Source organism: Aliivibrio sifiae (genome assembly GCF_002954705.1).
Lineage (GTDB): Bacteria > Pseudomonadota > Gammaproteobacteria > Enterobacterales > Vibrionaceae > Aliivibrio > Aliivibrio sifiae_A.
The window spans coordinates 1,367,684-1,385,520 of record NZ_MSCO01000001.1 but is presented as its reverse complement, the minus strand read 5'-3'; the positions used below and the strand labels follow the sequence as shown (position 1 = coordinate 1,385,520).

12 protein-coding genes are annotated in these 17,837 nt (G+C 38.4%); 3 read left to right on the top strand and 9 right to left on the bottom strand.

What is annotated here, in order from left to right:
- Positions 1-202 precede the first annotated feature (202 nt).
- Positions 203-760: a DUF1439 domain-containing protein gene (locus BTO22_RS06100; protein WP_105054710.1), complete on the top strand. Its 558-nt coding sequence runs from the start codon at positions 203-205 to the stop codon at positions 758-760.
- A gap of 70 nt (positions 761-830) precedes the next feature.
- Here BTO22_RS06100 and matP read toward each other — a convergent pair whose 3' ends face one another.
- Positions 831-1,280, bottom strand: a complete 450-nt coding sequence (gene matP / locus BTO22_RS06095) for a macrodomain Ter protein MatP (RefSeq protein ID WP_105054709.1) — start codon at positions 1,278-1,280, stop codon at positions 831-833.
- A gap of 181 nt (positions 1,281-1,461) precedes the next feature.
- On the opposite strand from matP, the gene BTO22_RS06090 reads away from it, so the two are divergent.
- Together BTO22_RS06090 and fabA are read left to right on the top strand one after the other, a co-directional pair.
- Positions 1,462-3,129 carry an AAA family ATPase gene (locus BTO22_RS06090; protein WP_105054708.1) on the top strand — a complete coding sequence of 556 codons (1,668 nt, stop codon included), beginning with the start codon at positions 1,462-1,464 and terminating at the stop codon, positions 3,127-3,129.
- A 65-nt stretch (positions 3,130-3,194) separates the two neighbouring features.
- Positions 3,195-3,713, top strand: a complete 519-nt coding sequence (gene fabA / locus BTO22_RS06085; protein ID WP_060990979.1) for a bifunctional 3-hydroxydecanoyl-ACP dehydratase/trans-2-decenoyl-ACP isomerase — start codon at positions 3,195-3,197, stop codon at positions 3,711-3,713.
- Positions 3,714-3,866: 153 nt separating this feature from the next.
- Here the strand turns inward: fabA and rmf are convergent, their stop codons facing one another.
- The 8 genes from rmf to BTO22_RS06045 all read right to left on the bottom strand — a co-directional run bounded on the left by rmf (position 3,867) and on the right by BTO22_RS06045 (position 17,609).
- Positions 3,867-4,040: a ribosome modulation factor gene (rmf, locus tag BTO22_RS06080; protein ID WP_060990978.1), complete on the bottom strand. Its 174-nt coding sequence runs from the start codon at positions 4,038-4,040 to the stop codon at positions 3,867-3,869.
- 198 nt (positions 4,041-4,238) lie between these two features.
- Complete coding sequence (locus BTO22_RS06075; RefSeq protein ID WP_105054707.1) at positions 4,239-5,924, bottom strand: DUF3466 family protein; 1,686 nt, start codon at positions 5,922-5,924, stop codon at positions 4,239-4,241.
- Between the two features lie 8 nt (positions 5,925-5,932).
- Positions 5,933-7,846 (bottom strand): ABC transporter ATP-binding protein, encoded by a 1,914-nt coding sequence (locus tag BTO22_RS06070; protein WP_105054706.1) that lies wholly within the window; start codon positions 7,844-7,846, stop codon positions 5,933-5,935.
- Positions 7,827-8,069: a glutaredoxin family protein gene (locus BTO22_RS06065; protein ID WP_065591114.1), complete on the bottom strand. Its 243-nt coding sequence runs from the start codon at positions 8,067-8,069 to the stop codon at positions 7,827-7,829. Before BTO22_RS06065 ends, BTO22_RS06070 begins: the two co-directional genes overlap by 20 nt.
- A gap of 6 nt (positions 8,070-8,075) precedes the next feature.
- Complete coding sequence (gene rlmKL, locus BTO22_RS06060; RefSeq protein ID WP_105054705.1) at positions 8,076-10,193, bottom strand: bifunctional 23S rRNA (guanine(2069)-N(7))-methyltransferase RlmK/23S rRNA (guanine(2445)-N(2))-methyltransferase RlmL; 2,118 nt, start codon at positions 10,191-10,193, stop codon at positions 8,076-8,078.
- A gap of 540 nt (positions 10,194-10,733) precedes the next feature.
- Entirely contained in the window at positions 10,734-11,273 is a 540-nt protein-coding gene (locus BTO22_RS06055; protein ID WP_105054704.1) for a cell division protein ZapC, read from the bottom strand.
- A gap of 219 nt (positions 11,274-11,492) precedes the next feature.
- Positions 11,493-12,503: a quinone-dependent dihydroorotate dehydrogenase gene (pyrD, locus tag BTO22_RS06050; protein ID WP_105054703.1), complete on the bottom strand. Its 1,011-nt coding sequence runs from the start codon at positions 12,501-12,503 to the stop codon at positions 11,493-11,495.
- A 267-nt stretch (positions 12,504-12,770) separates the two neighbouring features.
- Positions 12,771-17,609, bottom strand: a complete 4,839-nt coding sequence (locus BTO22_RS06045; RefSeq protein ID WP_105054702.1) for an NAD-glutamate dehydrogenase — start codon at positions 17,607-17,609, stop codon at positions 12,771-12,773.
- Between the last annotated feature and the right edge of the window lie 228 nt (positions 17,610-17,837).

Below are 17,837 nucleotides of genomic sequence, written 5' to 3'. Positions count from 1 at the left end.
TACATAATGCGCACTAAAGTGCCTAATAAATCAAAGAAGTAATTATCTGATAATTATACGTTTTAACCAATTATCTGTTATTTATCATTATTAGGTTTGTATCCGTTTCTGCTTATAGCTAAACTAACTTCATATTATACTTTTTGTTACCTTGTCACGATTTGAACATTCTTCTTATCATCAACAAAGTTAAGGCTATTCAATGAATTTAAAAAAACTGGTTTTATCGATTTTACTCTTCAACGTCATGATAATTTCAGGCTGTACTAGTTATTCGATTACTGAAAAAGAAATGACCGACTATCTTTCTGATGAGATTCATGTAGAAAAATCGGTTGGTATTCCTGGTTTTCTCTATGCGCAAGTTAATGTCGAAAATGTTGATGTGCATATTGGCCGTATTGATTCGAATCGAATCAGTGTTTTTGCCAATACCACTGCAGAGATTCAAATGATGGCTGAGATTAAACAGAATTTAAATTTAACATTAGAATTTAGCGCTGTACCTGAATATGATAAAGACGCTGGCGAAATTTATTTAAAATCTCTACGATTAGAAAAGTTTGAAGATAAAAATAAGCAACTCTCACCCGATCTTGTTACCTTATTAAAGCCAGCTGTGTCTATGATTGGTTATGCATTATCAAATGAACCAGCCTATAAACTGAGTTCTGATAAGCTAAAAGAATCTTTAATTAAATCAGCTAAACCTAATTTGGTAATCAAAAACCATAAGCTCGTGATTGAGTTGTTTGATTAAAATACAGCGTTAATTTAGTTATTAGTGCATTAAACCGTGCATAACTAGGAACTGCTAAAATATTTGTTAATTATTGTTTTAGCAACTCATGTAGATCCGCTTTTAAAGATGATACCGTTTGGCTCGCCTTTTCTGTTCTAGAGGCTTCGCTTAGTAGATATTCAATCGTATCAGAAAGTGTTGAATCAAGATCTTGAGCTCTAAGCGATAATTTTTCCCACACACGAAAATCCAAATCGATGGATTTCTTACGAGTATGTTCTTGCTCTGCATTAAAATGACGTTTTCTTTTGGCACGAATGGCCTGCTTTAATTTGTTTTCTAAATCAGGATTCATATGCTTTTGCATCCATTCAAGCGCTTTAACTGGCTCATGTTCTAATTTTAGAAACTCACCAACAAATTGTGCCTGTTCACTCGAATCGATATAACTAGTAATAGATTCTCCCATACGGTGTTTATTAAATAAATACATCCATTTCCAACCAGCTTCTAGGTTTTCAAGTTGTTGATATTTCATAGGCGGCACACTCAAGAGTAAGGAAAATCATATGGTGACAGTGTAACCCTACTTATCAATTTCTTCAATAAAATAACACTATAATGAGATTCAGCCCTAATTGATAATGTAACTACTGAAAAATCAGACGTATGTGGTTATGTCATGTATAATCAATTTTATTTTTTATTTATAAGTAAGCATGCAGTTAGACACACCATTTTTAATTACGCCACAATATGATCATATTCAAGATGTGTTGAATCAGTCTCACTCAATTGATGCGCAATCACCCTATTCTCTACAGCCTAGATTAACGCAAGCTTTAGAGCGATTCTCTCACATAAATGGTGTAAACATTCTTCAAATCAATGCGTTAGATAATCATGTTTATCGTGAATACGTAGCGAATTGGCTAAAATTAAATACTTCAAATCGTTTAGTAACCTCAGAATCAGTTCCTGTAATCATTGCAGAAAACGCTTCAGAGACTGAGCTTTTTGGTGTTTATCATAATAAAAGTGATGTATTAGAAGCCGGATTATTACAAAAAGCTCACGGTGGTTTTTTAGTTATCTCTCCAAGTATCTTACTTGCAAATCCGAGCTTGTGGCCGCGTTTAAAAAGCCTATTACAAGGTCATACTGTTACCGTCCCTACAAGTGATTCAAAATCACCAACACTTAAAACACATCATTTAACTGTAGATGTGAAATTAATCATTGTAAGTGATCGTGCTCTGTTAGGTGAAATTGAACAACTGGAGCCGGATTTACTAGCTGGTATGTCGATGTTTGCAGAATATGAATTTGATACCAAAGTATCTAACGATTCTATTTCTGCATATCAACAGCTAATCAATTCTCTCATAATAAAACATAAACATTTACCATTAGAGAATGGCTCCGCTCTACTTCCATTACTAAAGCTGGGAGCTCGTGAGTGTGAAGACCAAACTCGAATTAATTTATGTTTATTATGGCTAAACGCAATATTAGCCAATGCATCTTTATCTTCAGCATCACAAAAATATATTAATGCTGCTGATTTTACCCAATCATTTGATGATAAGTACTATTTAGAGTCTTATTTACCATCACGGGCATTGGATGATATTTTAGAACAGAATATTTTCATTGAAACTGACGGTGAAAAAGTTGGCCAAATCAATGGTCTAACTGTTGTATCTGTGCCTGGACACCCTATTTCTTATGGTGAGCCTTCGCGTATATCTTGTGTTGTTCATGTTGGTGATGGGGAATTATCAGACGTAGAACGTAAGGTTGAATTAGGAGGTGATTTGCATGCCAAAGGCATGTTGATCATGCAAGCTTATATACTTAGCCAGTTAAATACTCATGAGCCATTACCATTTACGGCCTCTATGGTGTTTGAACAATCTTATTGTGAAGTTGATGGTGATAGCGCAAGCTTAGCTGAATTGTGTGCATTTTTAAGTGCTCTAGCAATAAAGCCGATCAGCCAAAGTTTCGCAATTACCGGCTCAGTCGATCAATTCGGCATGGTACAACCTATTGGCGGCGTAAATGAAAAAATAGAAGCCTTCTTCCAACTGTGTGAAAAGCGTGGGTTAACGGGTGAACAAGGTGTTATTATCCCAGAAACAAATGGAATTAATCTTGTACTTTCAGACGATGTAATTCGTGCAGTTGAAGAAAAACAATTTACTATTCATGGTATTAATCACGTAGAACAAGCTATTGAGCTATTAACTGGTTTACCATTACAATCTGAAGAACACGAATCAATTTTTTCTTTAATTGCTCAACATATCGAAGATGTTGAGCATAATCCAAACCAATGTTCAGCTCTATTGTGTCGTATAAAGAACTGGTTTAACCAGCGCTGATCCGACTTGATAAGCGTACAAGTGTTCGCTAGAATCTCAGCAACTTATTTAGGAGTAATACTTTAATGCAAAATAAACCTAGTTCTTACAATCGTGAAGATTTACTAGCATCAAGCCGTGGTGAATTGTTTGGTCCAAATGGCCCACAACTACCGGCACCAAACATGTTAATGATGGATCGCATCCCTCTTATGTCTGAAACTGAAGGCCTATTTGGTAAAGGTAAAGTGATTGCTGAGCTAGATATTACTCCAGACCTTTGGTTTTTTGATTGTCACTTCCCAGGTGATCCAGTAATGCCTGGTTGTCTTGGCCTTGATGCTATGTGGCAGCTTGTTGGCTTCTTCCTTGGCTGGGTTGGCGGTCAAGGTAAAGGTCGTGCTTTAGGTGTAGGTGAAGTTAAGTTCACGGGTCAAGTCCTACCAACAGCCAAAAAAGTAACGTACGAAATTGATTTTAAACGCGTTATTAACCGTAAGTTAGTTATGGGCTTAGCTGATGGTCGCGTACTTGTTGACGGTAAAGAAATCTATGTTGCTAAAGATCTTAAAGTAGGTCTTTTCCAAGATACTTCTGCATTCTAATAGAATCTTAGTAATGATAAAAGCCAGCAAGTTGCTGGCTTTATTTTTAATAGTAACGAACAAGTTATAGTGCACTAGATTAAATGTGCTTTATCTCAGATGAAATTAAAGCCTCATAAAGAGGCTTTAATTAAAATTCTATTTAATGTTTGGTTATTTAAATAAACCTGAATGTTTGTCGTCTCTTGCGTCCCGCCAGCCCCCAAGCCAACATGAACGAGCATCCATTGATTGATACGGGCAATTCTCTGATGAGCGGCCATTTAAACCCGCTTTATACCCTTGTGATTGTGCTCGTTCTAAACGGTCACGCTTTTGTCTCTTCATAGTTCAGTCCTCATAGATGGAAGGCATAATGCTTCAATAAATATACTACTTTACTACTTCATACCCTTTTCGTTAGGGTTCACCATAAACATTTTATAGTGACAACATTAAGAATCGGATAAATTAGAGACTTTTTCAAGTATAAAAAAAGCCCGAAGTCTCATATTGTGACTCCGGGCTTAATCTTATAAATCAGTTTTATTTAATTTTCTTTCGCATGAAACCAAATAAACCTAGTAGTGTCAGAGCACCAAAACCAAGTGAACCACCTTGGCGTTCACTTGCGGTGCTTTCATAAGTACGCGGTTCTATATTTCGTTGAGCTTCATCGGATATAGGTACAAGCTTAACGGCAACTACCGTTTCATCACCATTACCATTATCACAATAGGCATTATGAGCAGTTGAATCATAGCCACCAGGGCACATAACTGCTGTAGCAGAAATAACACCAGCATCATTTATATCAGTTGCATCATAAATACGATATTGGTTATTACCCGTTGTTGAACCATCATTTGTTAAATCATCAAGTAACCATGCCGACTTATTATCTTTATAAAAGATATTTCGACGATCCGCATCTGTACCCGTGCCGTTATATGCATAAATAAATGCGCGCTGACGTCGTTGTTTACCATCATATTCACGGTGATTTTCAGAATCTATACGTCCAACAATTTCATTGAAATTATTAATGCCGCCCATTTCTCCGCCAGCACCATTGAAGAAGATACCACCATCAGAACTGTCTAAAAAGTGAGCGCTTGGTGAGTTGGCATTCGCAACCACAAATAGGCGATTTGCCGCTGCACCATTTTGCGGGTAACGACCAGAGCGTTTAGCTTGGCCTACTACAACCAAATTTTTATTAATGTTTGTCGCAACTGAGTTTGTATTCGTATTATCATCACCAGCATCAACTTCAGCGCCATTAATCAGTATTGAATCAATTTTAGTTAAAGCACCACTGCCTTCAATGTGCGCTGTAAAAATAGTCGCATTCATATGCTGATCTTTATAGTTGTTGTAACCAACACCATAAAATGTTGAATCATCTACATAGAGATCGCGCATACTCCCTTGAGCATAGTAATCACCATCTTGTTCGTCATTATACGCCCAATCAATAGCAGCTAACGTCGTATCATTCCATACAGCTGCTTTTGATGAGTAATAATACCTATTATCTCCAACACCACTTTTAGTTGATGTACTCCCCACAACATAGGTACCATCACTAGCCCATGCTCTAGATTGAGGTTTGGTTAAAATGTCAGCATTAGCAACATCTGAAAATACTTCATTACGTTTACTTGAAGTACTATAGTTGCCGACAGGAATAGAACTAGCGGCTCCACTCGCTTTGCTGAATGAATTAATAACTGTATTTATTGAATTGGTTGGCTTTTCCGCAGCCCCTTCAATAAATGCCAATGAATTAGGCGTGTCACTTCCATAAGTTTCATTAGACCAACTAGACCAACGATCTGAAGCCCAGTATTCACATGTAGCATAACCTAATTGGAAAAAGCAATAATCTTCAAATCCATCATAATCATCTTCAATGTAACCAAATGAGTTATCCATTGCGAAAGGCACTTCTTCACGATATGAGAAGCCATCTGGGCGCTCCCGAGTCTCGCCTGCTAGTTTATAGTCAGTGCCAAGCCCACAATCCTTTTCAAAACATCCCTTAGGAAAAGTGGTATTATCTGCAATTGGAGACGGCTGAATCGCTGTTCCATAATACTCAGTTTTCTCGCTTACTTCTGAATCTGGTAATCCTGAATCTACTTCCACCACTTTATAAAGCGCCGCGTGCGCAGGAAGCGCAGCGGACACCAAAACAGCTAATGTGGTTAATTGTAATTTACTACTCATTTAACTTCCTATTGTAGAGCTTCAAGTTCTTCCCAACGCTCGAATGCGACTTCCAACTCTTGCTCAGCTTCTGCTAAACGTCCTAAGACTTCATCTGTCTTTTTAGGATCTTGTTGGAAGAAAGACGCGTCGTTCACTTTCTCTTGAAGTTCAGTAATTTCGTTTTCTAATTTCTCTAATGTTTCAGGAAGCTGTTCAAGCTCGCGCTGTAACTTATATGATAATTTCTTTGGCTTAACAGTCTGCTCTACTATTTGAGTTTTAGCAGCAACTGGTTCAGCTTTCTCTTTTACTTTTGGAGCCATCGCATCACGAGTCGCCTGTACATTAGCACGTTGACGCTGTGCATCGTGATAGCCACCTACGAATTCTTCGATCTGGCCCTCACCTTCAAAGATCCAACTGGTCATTACTGTGTTATCAACGAACTGACGATCGTGACTTACTAATAATAATGTACCTTGATAGTTGGCAAGTAATTCTTCTAAAAGTTCCAATGTTTCGATATCTAAATCATTGGTTGGTTCATCAAGAATCAATAAATTGTTTGGACGAAGGAATAAACGCGCAAGTAATAGACGGTTTTTCTCACCACCAGACAATGCTTTAACAGGCTGACGAGCACGTTTTGGCGAGAATAAGAAATCTTGTAAGTAGCTTAATGCATGACGCTCACGGCCACCCACAGTTACTTCTTGTTTACCATCAGCTAGGTTATCAATAACTGTTTTTTCAGGATCTAATGCTTCACGGTATTGGTCAAAGTAAGCCACTTCTAATTTCGTACCACAATGCAATTTACCTGAATCCGGCTGCAGTTGGTCAAGCATCAGTTTAAGTAAGGTACTCTTACCACAACCATTCGCACCAATCAGTGCAATACGGTCGCCACGCATAACATTGAAGCTAAAGTTCTTAACAATGTTTTTGCCATCAATTGAGTAATGAAGGTTTTCAGCTTCAAATACAATTTTACCTGAACGATTTGACTCATCCACTTGGATATTGGCTTTGCCCATTACTTCACGACGCTCTGAGCGCTCACGACGCAATTGTTTTAATGCACGAACACGACCTTCATTACGAGTACGACGTGCTTTGATGCCTTCACGGATCCACGCTTCTTCTTGAGCAAGAACTTTATCAAACTGTGCGTTTTGATCGGCTTCTACACGTAGTGCTTCTTCTTTCGCTAGTAAATATTCTTCATAATTACCAGGGTAAGAAGATAAGTTACCACGGTCTAAATCAACAATACGTGTCGCCATTGATTGAATAAACGCACGGTCATGCGAGATAAAGATGATTGAACCTTTAAAGTCTTTTAAGAAAGTTTCAAGCCATTCAATCGTCGTTACGTCTAAGTGGTTGGTTGGTTCATCAAGAAGTAATACATCAGGATCAGAAACCAAAGCACGAGCTAATGCCGCTTTACGTTGCCAGCCACCAGATAAATCTGTTAATAGCGTATGTCCATCTAATTTCAACGATTCAAGAACCGACTGAATACGCATATCAAAATGCCATGCATTAAGGTGATCAATTTTTTCTTGAGCACGAGATAGCTTATTGATGTTTGATTCACTTGGATCAGTTTCTAGCAAATCAAGAAGGCGGTGATACTCTTTTAAGTATTTCCCCGCTTCCGCTAGACCTTCTGATACGTAATCAAATACAGTGCCGCTTTCATTACGCGGTGGATCTTGCTCTAGACGAGAAACCACCACATCTTGATTAATTTGAAGTTTGCCGTCATCCATAATGATGTCACCAGCAATTACTTTCATTAGCGTTGATTTACCTGCACCGTTACGGCCAACTAAACACACACGCTCATTTTCTTGTAAAGCGAAATCAGATTTGTCTAATAGCGGATGGTCACCAAACGCTAATTGACCGTTATTAATTGTAAGTAATGCCATTGTCTTCTAACCAATTCTTTAATTGCGATATATTGAATGGCCAATTTAGCTCAGATAAGCCATTGGCCACCACAGGTATTGTGACACCGTAACGAGAGAAAAGCTCATCGTTGAACGCGATGTCTACCGTGTCTACTTTTTCGATATCTACACCCACCTCCACAAGCAAGTCAAACGCTTGCTCGCAAAGGTGGCAGCCTTCCGTGCTATAGAGAGTAATCATTCGTCCCTAGCCTTCCTTGTGAGTAATAATCCAACAGTTATGAATGTGTTTATTACGAGCAAAATCAAGCGGCAATGTTTGCTTAGAAATGTTCTTCGCTTTAAGGCCAGCTTTCTCTAGTGCTTCGTCATCCATTTTGAAGTTACGTTTATTGTTCGAGAATACGATAGTACCGCCCTCTCGTAGCATACGTTTTAGGTTCTCAAGTAACATGATGTGATCACGTTGGACATCAAACGTCTGTTCCATACGCTTAGAGTTAGAGAACGTTGGTGGATCGATAAAGATTAAATCAAACTCACCTTCTGCTTGTTGTAACCACTGTAGACAGTCTGCTTGTAAGAACTGATGCTGAGTACCGGTTTGACCATTGGTATTCATGTTCTTCTGTGCCCACTCTAGGTAGGTACGAGACATATCAATCGTCATGGTAGATTTTGCGCCACCACAAGCCGCATGCACGGTTGCAGAACCAGTGTAAGCAAATAGATTTAAGAAATCTTTACCTGCAGCCATTTCACCTAACATTTTACGAGTTAACTTATGATCTAAGAATAACCCTGTATCTAGATAATCTTGTAGGTTAACAATCAGTTTTACGCCGTACTCATCAACATCAAAAGAGCGAGATTTCTCAGCTAATTTTTGATATTGGTTTTTGCCTGATTGCTTTTGACGAACTTTCAAAATCACATTGTTCGTTTCTACACCCGTTACTAGAACCGTTGCACGGATCATATCGGTTAGACGACGACGTGTTTTATCTTCAGAAATTGTTTTTGGTGCCGCATATTCTTGAATGATGATGTAATCTTTATAGACATCAATCGCTGCATTGTAATCAGGTAAATCTGCATCATACAAACGGTAACAATCTAATTTCTCTTTACGTGCCCATTTGCCGATCTTAGACATATTCTTTTTAAGACGGTTCATGAATTCAGGAGCAACTTCAATATTCGCTGCGTCTTTACGCTCTGAAGATTCTGTAATTGAGTAGTTTTTCTGAACACACGGTAATGCACCATTGTTCAATTTAAATTGCTTATCAGCACGCATGCGTATACACGCAAGTAAATCATCGTTACTTGAATAGATTGATGCTGTACAGCCACCAAACTGCTCTTTAAGCTGGCGACCAAACTCACTGTACAATGCAATCAATGCAGGTTCAGTACTTAAACGCTCACCATATGGAGGGTTACAAATCACTACGCCATTTTCAAACGCTTCTGGACGTTCAATCTTAGTTGCATCACCAACATCAAACGTAATTAAATCTTCAACGCCAGCACGACGTGCATTTTCACGAGCCGTTTGAATAACACGGTAATCACGGTCAAATCCGTAAAAATGGGTATCTACTTTCTTAACGCCACGACGACTCTTAACACGAGCTTCTGAACGAATTTCAGTCCACAACTCTTCATCAAAATCATTCAGAGCTTCAAAACACCATTTCTCACGCTTAACACCTGGTGCCATTTCACAAGCCATTAATGCAGCTTCAATTAGTAATGTACCTGAACCACACATAGGGTCTAATAATGGTTTGCTCTCATCCCATGTACTACGAAGAATAAGCGCTGCAGCTAATGTTTCACGTAGTGGCGCACGGCCCGCTTCAGTACGGTAGCCACGTTGATGTAAACCTGAACCAATTAAATCAAAGCCAAGAATCCCTTTCTCGCCAGATAAACGCATATGTATACGTAAATCAGGTTCTGCTTTATCAATATTCGGACGCTCTAAATCCGCCTTTGTGAAACGATCAACAATGGCATCTTTAACCTTTAACGCACCGTATTGGCTGTTTCGAATCTCACGGTTTGTACCGTTAAAATCCACCACCAATGTTTTATCTGCGCTGAAATAACTAGGCCAGTTGATTGCAGAAGCACCTAGATATAAATCCATATCATCACGAACGTCAAATTCAGACAAAATTTGAACAAAACGCGAAGCGATACGGCTCCATAAACAACAACGATAAACAACCTCGATTGGAGCTTCAAACGTAACCCCTGCATAAACTAATTTTGGGTCAGTAACACCAAGTGCAATAAGTTCGTCAGCGAGTAGGTTTTCAAGGCCTTTAGAAGTGATGGCTAAGTATTTTTTCATGGGATTCTTTTGGTTATTAAATTGCCTCGCATTATACATGAATCTCACTGAAAGAGGATAAATAGATTGTAGATAAATGCTAAGCAAAGACACTTAATTATTTCTTTTAAAACAATCGTTTATTAAATACCAAATCAACAATCAATAAAGCTTGTTTTTATATGGAAACATAAGCTTTCGCCAAATTACCCACAACCTCTGGACTATACCAGTGCAAGTTCAGTGCTGTAACTTTCATACAAAACAGCACAAATGGGGAATCCGACGAGAAAAAGAACTACTTTACTGTTTGAAATATCAGAAATGATTATGATGTTTTTTTATACTTCTTGGCTCTAGATCTCATTTTTAAGAGTTCAAAATGTAACGAGTTTAGCTGTTATTAAGGAAACTTAAAGAAAGGTAAAGGCGTACAAATGCTTAAAAAGCCATTCATAGTAAAAGCTTAAGCTATATTCTATAGGGTATATGGAGCGTGGTAGTTCGTATTTTCGGAGGAGTTAACGATAAAAAAGTAGTAAGGTATGCTTTACTCGTAAACTAACCAACCAAAGCATAATAAGCGGAGTTGACGACTTGCATCTTAGCCATTCGGTCATGCATAACTTTAATTGGTTCACAAAATGCCATGTATTTAACAGGATTAAGAGCAAAAGAGTCCATGTCCACTAGCATACACATGCTGGCACATTCGTAGTTTTCAACAATAATGAAATGCCCTTCCCCTAAGTCATTCTTAAGAGAGACAACTTCTCCCTCTTCAGGAGAATAGCCATGGCCTTGAGATTCAAAAAACCAGCTTTTAGGTAGCATAGGCTTATGAAAGCGCTTAGCTGCTACACAATTAAGTGCTAGCTCTACTTTACGAGGCTCAGACAATGGTAGGAATGAAATATGTTCTACAAACATTTGGTAGGCAGAGGCATCATCAACAGAGAATTTACACTCGTCAAAAGCACTATCAATAAGTACCTTAGAAGGTAAGTTCACACGGAATACCATGTCCATACCTAAATCAAGCATTAGAGATTGTGCTTTATTGTCGTAATACCAATTCCATGTATCACTTGGTTTAAGCATTATCATTTCTCTCTTGAAAAAACGGGAAGAATCCCTTCGATAGCCAATCACCAATTACTGCAAATCATGCTAAAAATTCATGTGTATTTTCAGTCAAAAATAATACTGGTGCAATTAATCGTTAATTTTACAAGAGGTTAGCAATAAAAAAAGGGGAAATTTTCATTCCCCTTTCTGTTTGAATAGTCTGTAAGCAACTTTCGCTACTTTTTATAACAATTAAATATTGTTTACAATATCTTTAACTAATGCAGGACCTTTATAAATGAAGCCTGAGTAGACTTGCACCAGATCAGCACCTGCCATCATTTTTTCTTTTGCTGCAACATAAGAGTCAACACCACCTACCCCAATAATTGGTAAAGAATCACCAAGCAGCTCTTTAAGGCGACGAACAACTTCAGTACTGCGAGTTTGAACAGGACGACCACTTAAGCCTCCCATCTCTTCCGCATGCTTCATGCCTTCAACCATTGAGCGATCTAATGTTGTGTTGGTTGCAATCACACCATCAATTTTATACTTCATTAGAGAGTCAGCAATTTGAGATAATTCATTATCATCCAAATCAGGCGCAATCTTCAAAGCGATAGGAACATACTTACCGTATTTCTCAGCTAATTCTTTTTGCTTCTCTTTCAATTGAGAAAGAAGATCATCCAATGCTTCACCATATTGAAGAGTACGAAGACCTGGAGTGTTTGGCGATGAGATATTAATCGCAATATAACCTGCATATTGATATACCTTATCCATACAAATCAGGTAATCTTCTGTACCCTTCTCAATTGGTGTGTCTTTATTTTTACCAATGTTAATACCAATAACACCGTCAAATTTTGCTTTCTTTACGTTCTCAACTAAATTATCGACACCAAGGTTATTAAACCCCATACGGTTGATGATACCTTCAGCTTCAATAAGACGGAAAAGACGTGGTTTATCATTACCAGCTTGAGGGCGAGGAGTAACAGTACCAACTTCAATAAACCCAAATCCCATCGCGCCAAATGCTTCAATACATTCGCCGTTCTTATCAAGACCAGCAGCAAGGCCGAGAGGATTTTTAAATTGAATTCCCATTACTTCTACAGGTTTAGAAGCCAATTTTTGACGATAGAAGAGATCAAGTGGAGTGCCGGTAAAACGTTTAAAATTTTGAATAGCTAAATCATGTGCTTTTTCAGCATCAAGTTTGAAAATGCCAGCTCTGGCGATGCGGTATAACATTGTAGCTCCAAAAAAAGTCCCGAATAAACGGGGAGTCATTATTCACTGATTTTATTAACAATTCAAACTTAATCGTACTTTATTCATCATTATTTATTGCAATCTAAAAGCTCACCACTGCCTAAGAACATATAAATTCAATATAATCACTTATTAATACACTTAAATACAAAATTTATCGAGGAAATAAAAAGGGAAAGTGAATAAAAACTCACCTTCCCTTTTATTATGCAAACGTTTAGCTAAGAACGCTAAACCCTATTATCATTAATTGCCAGCGTGCGAAGAACAACTTAAATTAAGCAAGGTTAACTCTCTTAATGCTACTGAGAATTTCGCAAATTCATGAACCGAACCTACTTTGAACTCATTTAAAATGTTGTCCCAGCGCCCTACTGATGCCATGTTCTTTTTACACCAGTCTTCTATCGCATTTTCAACTGAATCACTGTCTTTATACTCATCAAGTACAAGTTGAGTTAATTGACGTTGCTGCCAATCTAGATCTTCACGGAAAGAAGCGCGAGCTAATGCTTGCCAGTGGTTATCAACACCTTGGTTATTAATTTGTTTCAAGAACCAATGCAGTGACAACTTATCTCCTAATACATAGTATAAACGAGCTGACGTAGATACCGGTCGCTCTGTCACTTCGGCAACAGCTGAAATATCCATTGCTGAATACAAGCTACTTAAACGTGCTAATACATTACCCAGTTCACACGGGACTCCCATTTCCAGATAGTGATTTGCTTGTTCAATATGCTCAACAACTTCATCATTTACCAAATAGCTATCCAGGTTCATTTTAATATCATCAACCGCTGGTTTATATTTTACTATCAACTCCTGAATCGTCATTTTTTGTGAACCATTACGTAATAGCCAGCGTGCTACTCGACGGATGGTTCTACGCATAGTAAAGAACGCATCATACTGTGCTTCAGTCGTGGCAATATTATCTAAATTACGGATCTCTTTGAATAAATCCCCAAATTCAAAAATTGCTCGAGTAGCAGAATAAGCATTAGTTATATCAGTGACACTGTAACCAGTTTCTTCATGCATGCGAGTGATAAAGTTGCACCCCATTTCATTAACCATCTGATTTGCTAAGCAAGTTGCGATGATTTCTGAACGTAATGGGTGGTTATCCATCGCCGCTTTATAGTTACGCTGTAACTCAGTAGGAAAATACGTAGTTAGTAAATCTGCATGGTATGGATTATTTGCTATTTCATCACAGGCTAACTGTTCTTTAAGCACCATTTTTCCATAAGCAACAAGAACAGAAAGCTCTGGACGAGTTAACGCCTGCCCCATTTTCTCACGCTCAATCAATGTTTCGTCATCAGGAATAAACTCTAATCCACGATCCAATTGACCTTGTTTTTCTAAATGATGAATAAAACGGATCTGCTCTTTAACTAATGACGTACCTTGTTGTTCTGTTACAGAGATCGACTCTGATTGGCAATACGCATCATCAAGAACAATGTCACCGACTTCATCTTCCATTTTCTGAAGCAGAACATTACGTTGCTTGTACGTTAGATCCCCATTAGCAACCAGACCATTAAGTAGGATCTTAATGTTTACTTCGTTATCAGAGCAGTCAACACCACCCACATTATCAACGAAATCAGTATTAACTCGACCACCTTTAAGGCCATATTCAATACGACCCAATTGAGTCATACCAAGGTTCCCGCCCTCACCAACTACTTTTGCATTTAGCTCTGATCCATTGATACGTAAGGAATCATTCGCACGGTCACCGACATCTGCGCTAGTTTCTTTACTTGATTTAACGTAAGTGCCTATGCCGCCATTCCACAACAGATCAACATCCATTTTCAAGATCATCTGAATGAGATCATTTGGCGCTAATGACTGTTTGCGAGTGCCTAGCATCTTCTGAATTTCAGGAGAAAGATCTATCGACTTAGCTCGACGAGAGAATATACCACCGCCTTGAGATATCAGATCTTTATTGTAATCTTCCCAACTTGAACGAGGCAGTTCAAATAAACGAGCACGTTCCGGCCATGTAATCTCAGCATTTGGATTAGGATCGATGAAAATATGCATATGGTTAAACGCTGCTTGAAGGCGAATATGTTTAGATAGCAACATACCATTACCAAACACATCACCAGCCATATCACCAACACCAGCAACGGTGAAATCAGTCGTTTGACAATCAATATCCATTTCACGGAAATGACGTTTAACAGATTCCCACGCCCCTTTTGCAGTAATACCCATGGCCTTATGGTCATAGCCATTAGAGCCGCCTGAAGCAAAGGCATCGCCTAACCAAAAATTATATTCATCTGATACTGAGTTTGCTAAATCAGAGAATGTTGCCGTTCCTTTATCTGCAGCAACAACTAAATACGGGTCATCATCATCATGACGAACGACATTTTGTGGTGGAACAACCTCACCTTCAATGATGTTGTCAGATACATCTAACAACGCACGAATGAATTGTTTGTAGCAACGTTGCCCTTCTGCGAAAATATCATCACGTGTTGTAAAGTTATGTTGCTTCTTACAAACAAACCCACCTTTTGCTCCAACTGGAACAATAACCGTGTTTTTAACTTGTTGTGCTTTTACAAGACCAAGAACTTCGGTACGGAAATCTTCTTGACGATCTGACCAACGTAATCCACCACGTGCCACTTTACCACCACGTAAATGCACACCTTCAATATCAGGCGCATAAACAAAGATCTCAAAAGCAGGCACTGGTGCTGGAATTTCAGGGATATTCGATGGCTGTAGTTTCAGTGATAACCATGGCTTAGATTGGCCATTTTCACATACTTGATAATAGTTAGTACGAAGCGTCGCAACAATCATCTCTACATAACGGCGAATGATACGGTCATCATCTAAACTTTCTACTTTATCTAAGCTATTATAGATAGCATCAAGCTGTTTTTTCTCTTTCTTCTCAGACCAAGCTGCTGAAGGGTTAAAGCGAAGATCAAAGAGATTAACCACAGATACTGCAAGTTTCGTATGTGTAGATAGAGTATCTTCAATGTATTGTTGACTGAATGGAAAGCCTACTTGGCGCATATAACGAGCATAAGCACGTAAAATAGTGACTTCTCGCCCAGATAAACCAGCACCTAAAACTAAGCGGTTAAAACCATCACTCTCTAATTGCCCACCCCAAATTTGAGCAAACGCTTCTTGAAAACGACCACGAGCTTGACGTAAATCGACTTCTTCCGAGCCATTATGGATCATGGAGAAATCCAAGATCCAATCAACAGATCCATCACTCTTCTTAACGCTATATGGTGATTCACCAATTACTCGCAATCCTAAGTTTTCAAGCATAGGCATCACATCAGATAAATGAATTGGCTCATCACGATGGAACAGTTTGAGCTTAACGTTAGCTGAGCCCTTTTTCTCTTCTTGTGGACGATAAAATAACATTCCCAACTTATTATCATCGCTCAATAACTCAAGAAGTTCGATGTCCGCAACAGCCGAACCAGGAAGTGTTGCTTCTTTATATGAACGAGGAAAAGCTCGTTGATATTTCTTTGCAATCGCTGTACCTATGCTTTCGCCTAGATTCGCAACAATCACATCACACAGACGATCATCCCACGTAGATGCTGCTTCCATTAAATTATTTTCAATATCTTTCACATTAATGTCGCCGTTATTATTATCTACACGCACAATATAATGAGTTCTTGCTAAAGCACTCTCAGAGAAAAACGTCGTAAATTCAACTTCTTGATCTGAACCAAAATAGTCCTTCAAAATACGTTGAGTTTGACGACGAAGTTCAGTGTTATAACGCTCTTTGGTTACATACACCATGCATGAAAAGAAACGACCGAACGGATCACGACGCACAAATAAACGTAATAAATCACGATCTTGCATCTTCACCACACCCGTACCGACTTCAAGCATCTCTTCTTCGGTAGCTTGGAACAGTTCATCACGTGGATACGTTTCAAACAAATTCGTTAATGCTTTAAAAGAATGCGAGCCTTTGATGTATTGGCTTGACTCTAGAATACGCTCTACTTTATTACTAAGAAGAGGAATGTTAGACACACTTTGATTATAAGCGGTTGAAGTATAAAGACCAGTAAAGCGATGTTCACCGACTACTTTTCCTTTTTTATTCAATCGTTTAATACCAATATAATCCGTATAAGCTGGGCGATGAATTCGAGATTTAGTATTTGATTTAGTTAAAATCAATAAATCGGATTTTTTCGCAGCCGCACGTGCTGAAGATGGCATCTCAGATAACTTCGTAGTGCTAATTCTCGAGCCTAATGAGAACAGACCTAACCCCATTTCTGGTGTTGGCGTCAGTTCATGATCACCTTCTACGGCAACCAAATCAAAGTTCTTGTACCCCATTAATGTGAAATTATGATTTTGTAACCAAGTTAAAAATTCAATCGCTTCATTAACTTGCTCTTTTTCAAGCGGTGAATCATTTGCGTGAAGCTCTAGAATAACCTCTGTCAATTTTTCAGACATTGGCTTCCATTCATTCACTACACGGCGAATATCTTCTAGCACTAATATTAATTCAGCTTGGAGAGCTTCCATTTCAGAAGCATCATTTAAATGATCGACCTCGAAGTGGAAAAGGGTTTGTTGCATTTTTCCATCGCTGCTACAGATCGAAATAATCTCACCGTTTTCATCACGTGTAAAACAATGTGGACCATGAAGCATAAAGTGACTTGTCGTATCGAGGCGGGTTAATGCCATTTTAACAGAATCAACCAGAAAAGGACTATCTGGCGCGACAATCTCAACCACACTGTGGGTTGATTGCCACCCATCTTGACTTAATGTTGGATTAAAAACACGAACCGAAATATCAGACAAATTAACATCTGATAAATGATTCCAAAGACTGAGAGTTGCACCATACATATCGGATTCATTACGTTGCTGTAAATCATCATCATCAATATTGGCAAATAAACGCTGAGCAAGTTGCGTTACTAGGGATTGTTGAGGCATTTCAAGCTTTTCAGCAATTAGAGCGTACACTTTCTCAAGTAGTACTGGAACGATAGGATCACGCGTCGTCATAAAGCGAATGCTCCGTTTCTTATGATTAGAATTATTTTATCAATCACAGTAAGTAAGAGTTCAGAAATAGCGAAGGAAAAATACTTGAGAACAAGACGGAATTTTTCGATAAGTAGTTACTCTACAATCAAAAATTTCAACGCAGTTATCGAGTGTTTTAACAAGCTAAGATGACCTGTTATTTGCTACGATTGATATATAGTGTAGCAGTTGAAACTGCTTATGCGC

What these genes read in the sequence shown, in the direction of transcription:
- pyrD (WP_105054703.1), bottom strand. Translation starts at nt 12,503, where the DNA reads ATGTTATACCGCATCGCCAGAGCTGGCATTTTCAAACTTGATGCTGAA.
- matP (WP_105054709.1), bottom strand. Translation starts at nt 1,280, where the DNA reads ATGAAATATCAACAACTTGAAAACCTAGAAGCTGGTTGGAAATGGATG.
- rmf (WP_060990978.1), bottom strand. Translation starts at nt 4,040, where the DNA reads ATGAAGAGACAAAAGCGTGACCGTTTAGAACGAGCACAATCACAAGGG.
- rlmKL (WP_105054705.1), bottom strand. Translation starts at nt 10,193, where the DNA reads ATGAAAAAATACTTAGCCATCACTTCTAAAGGCCTTGAAAACCTACTC.
- BTO22_RS06100 (WP_105054710.1), top strand. Translation starts at nt 203, where the DNA reads ATGAATTTAAAAAAACTGGTTTTATCGATTTTACTCTTCAACGTCATG.
- BTO22_RS06090 (WP_105054708.1), top strand. Translation starts at nt 1,462, where the DNA reads ATGCAGTTAGACACACCATTTTTAATTACGCCACAATATGATCATATT.
- BTO22_RS06045 (WP_105054702.1), bottom strand. Translation starts at nt 17,609, where the DNA reads ATGACGACGCGTGATCCTATCGTTCCAGTACTACTTGAGAAAGTGTAC.
- BTO22_RS06075 (WP_105054707.1), bottom strand. Translation starts at nt 5,924, where the DNA reads ATGAGTAGTAAATTACAATTAACCACATTAGCTGTTTTGGTGTCCGCT.
- BTO22_RS06065 (WP_065591114.1), bottom strand. Translation starts at nt 8,069, where the DNA reads ATGATTACTCTCTATAGCACGGAAGGCTGCCACCTTTGCGAGCAAGCG.
- BTO22_RS06055 (WP_105054704.1), bottom strand. Translation starts at nt 11,273, where the DNA reads ATGCTTAAACCAAGTGATACATGGAATTGGTATTACGACAATAAAGCA.
- BTO22_RS06070 (WP_105054706.1), bottom strand. Translation starts at nt 7,846, where the DNA reads ATGGCATTACTTACAATTAATAACGGTCAATTAGCGTTTGGTGACCAT.
- fabA (WP_060990979.1), top strand. Translation starts at nt 3,195, where the DNA reads ATGCAAAATAAACCTAGTTCTTACAATCGTGAAGATTTACTAGCATCA.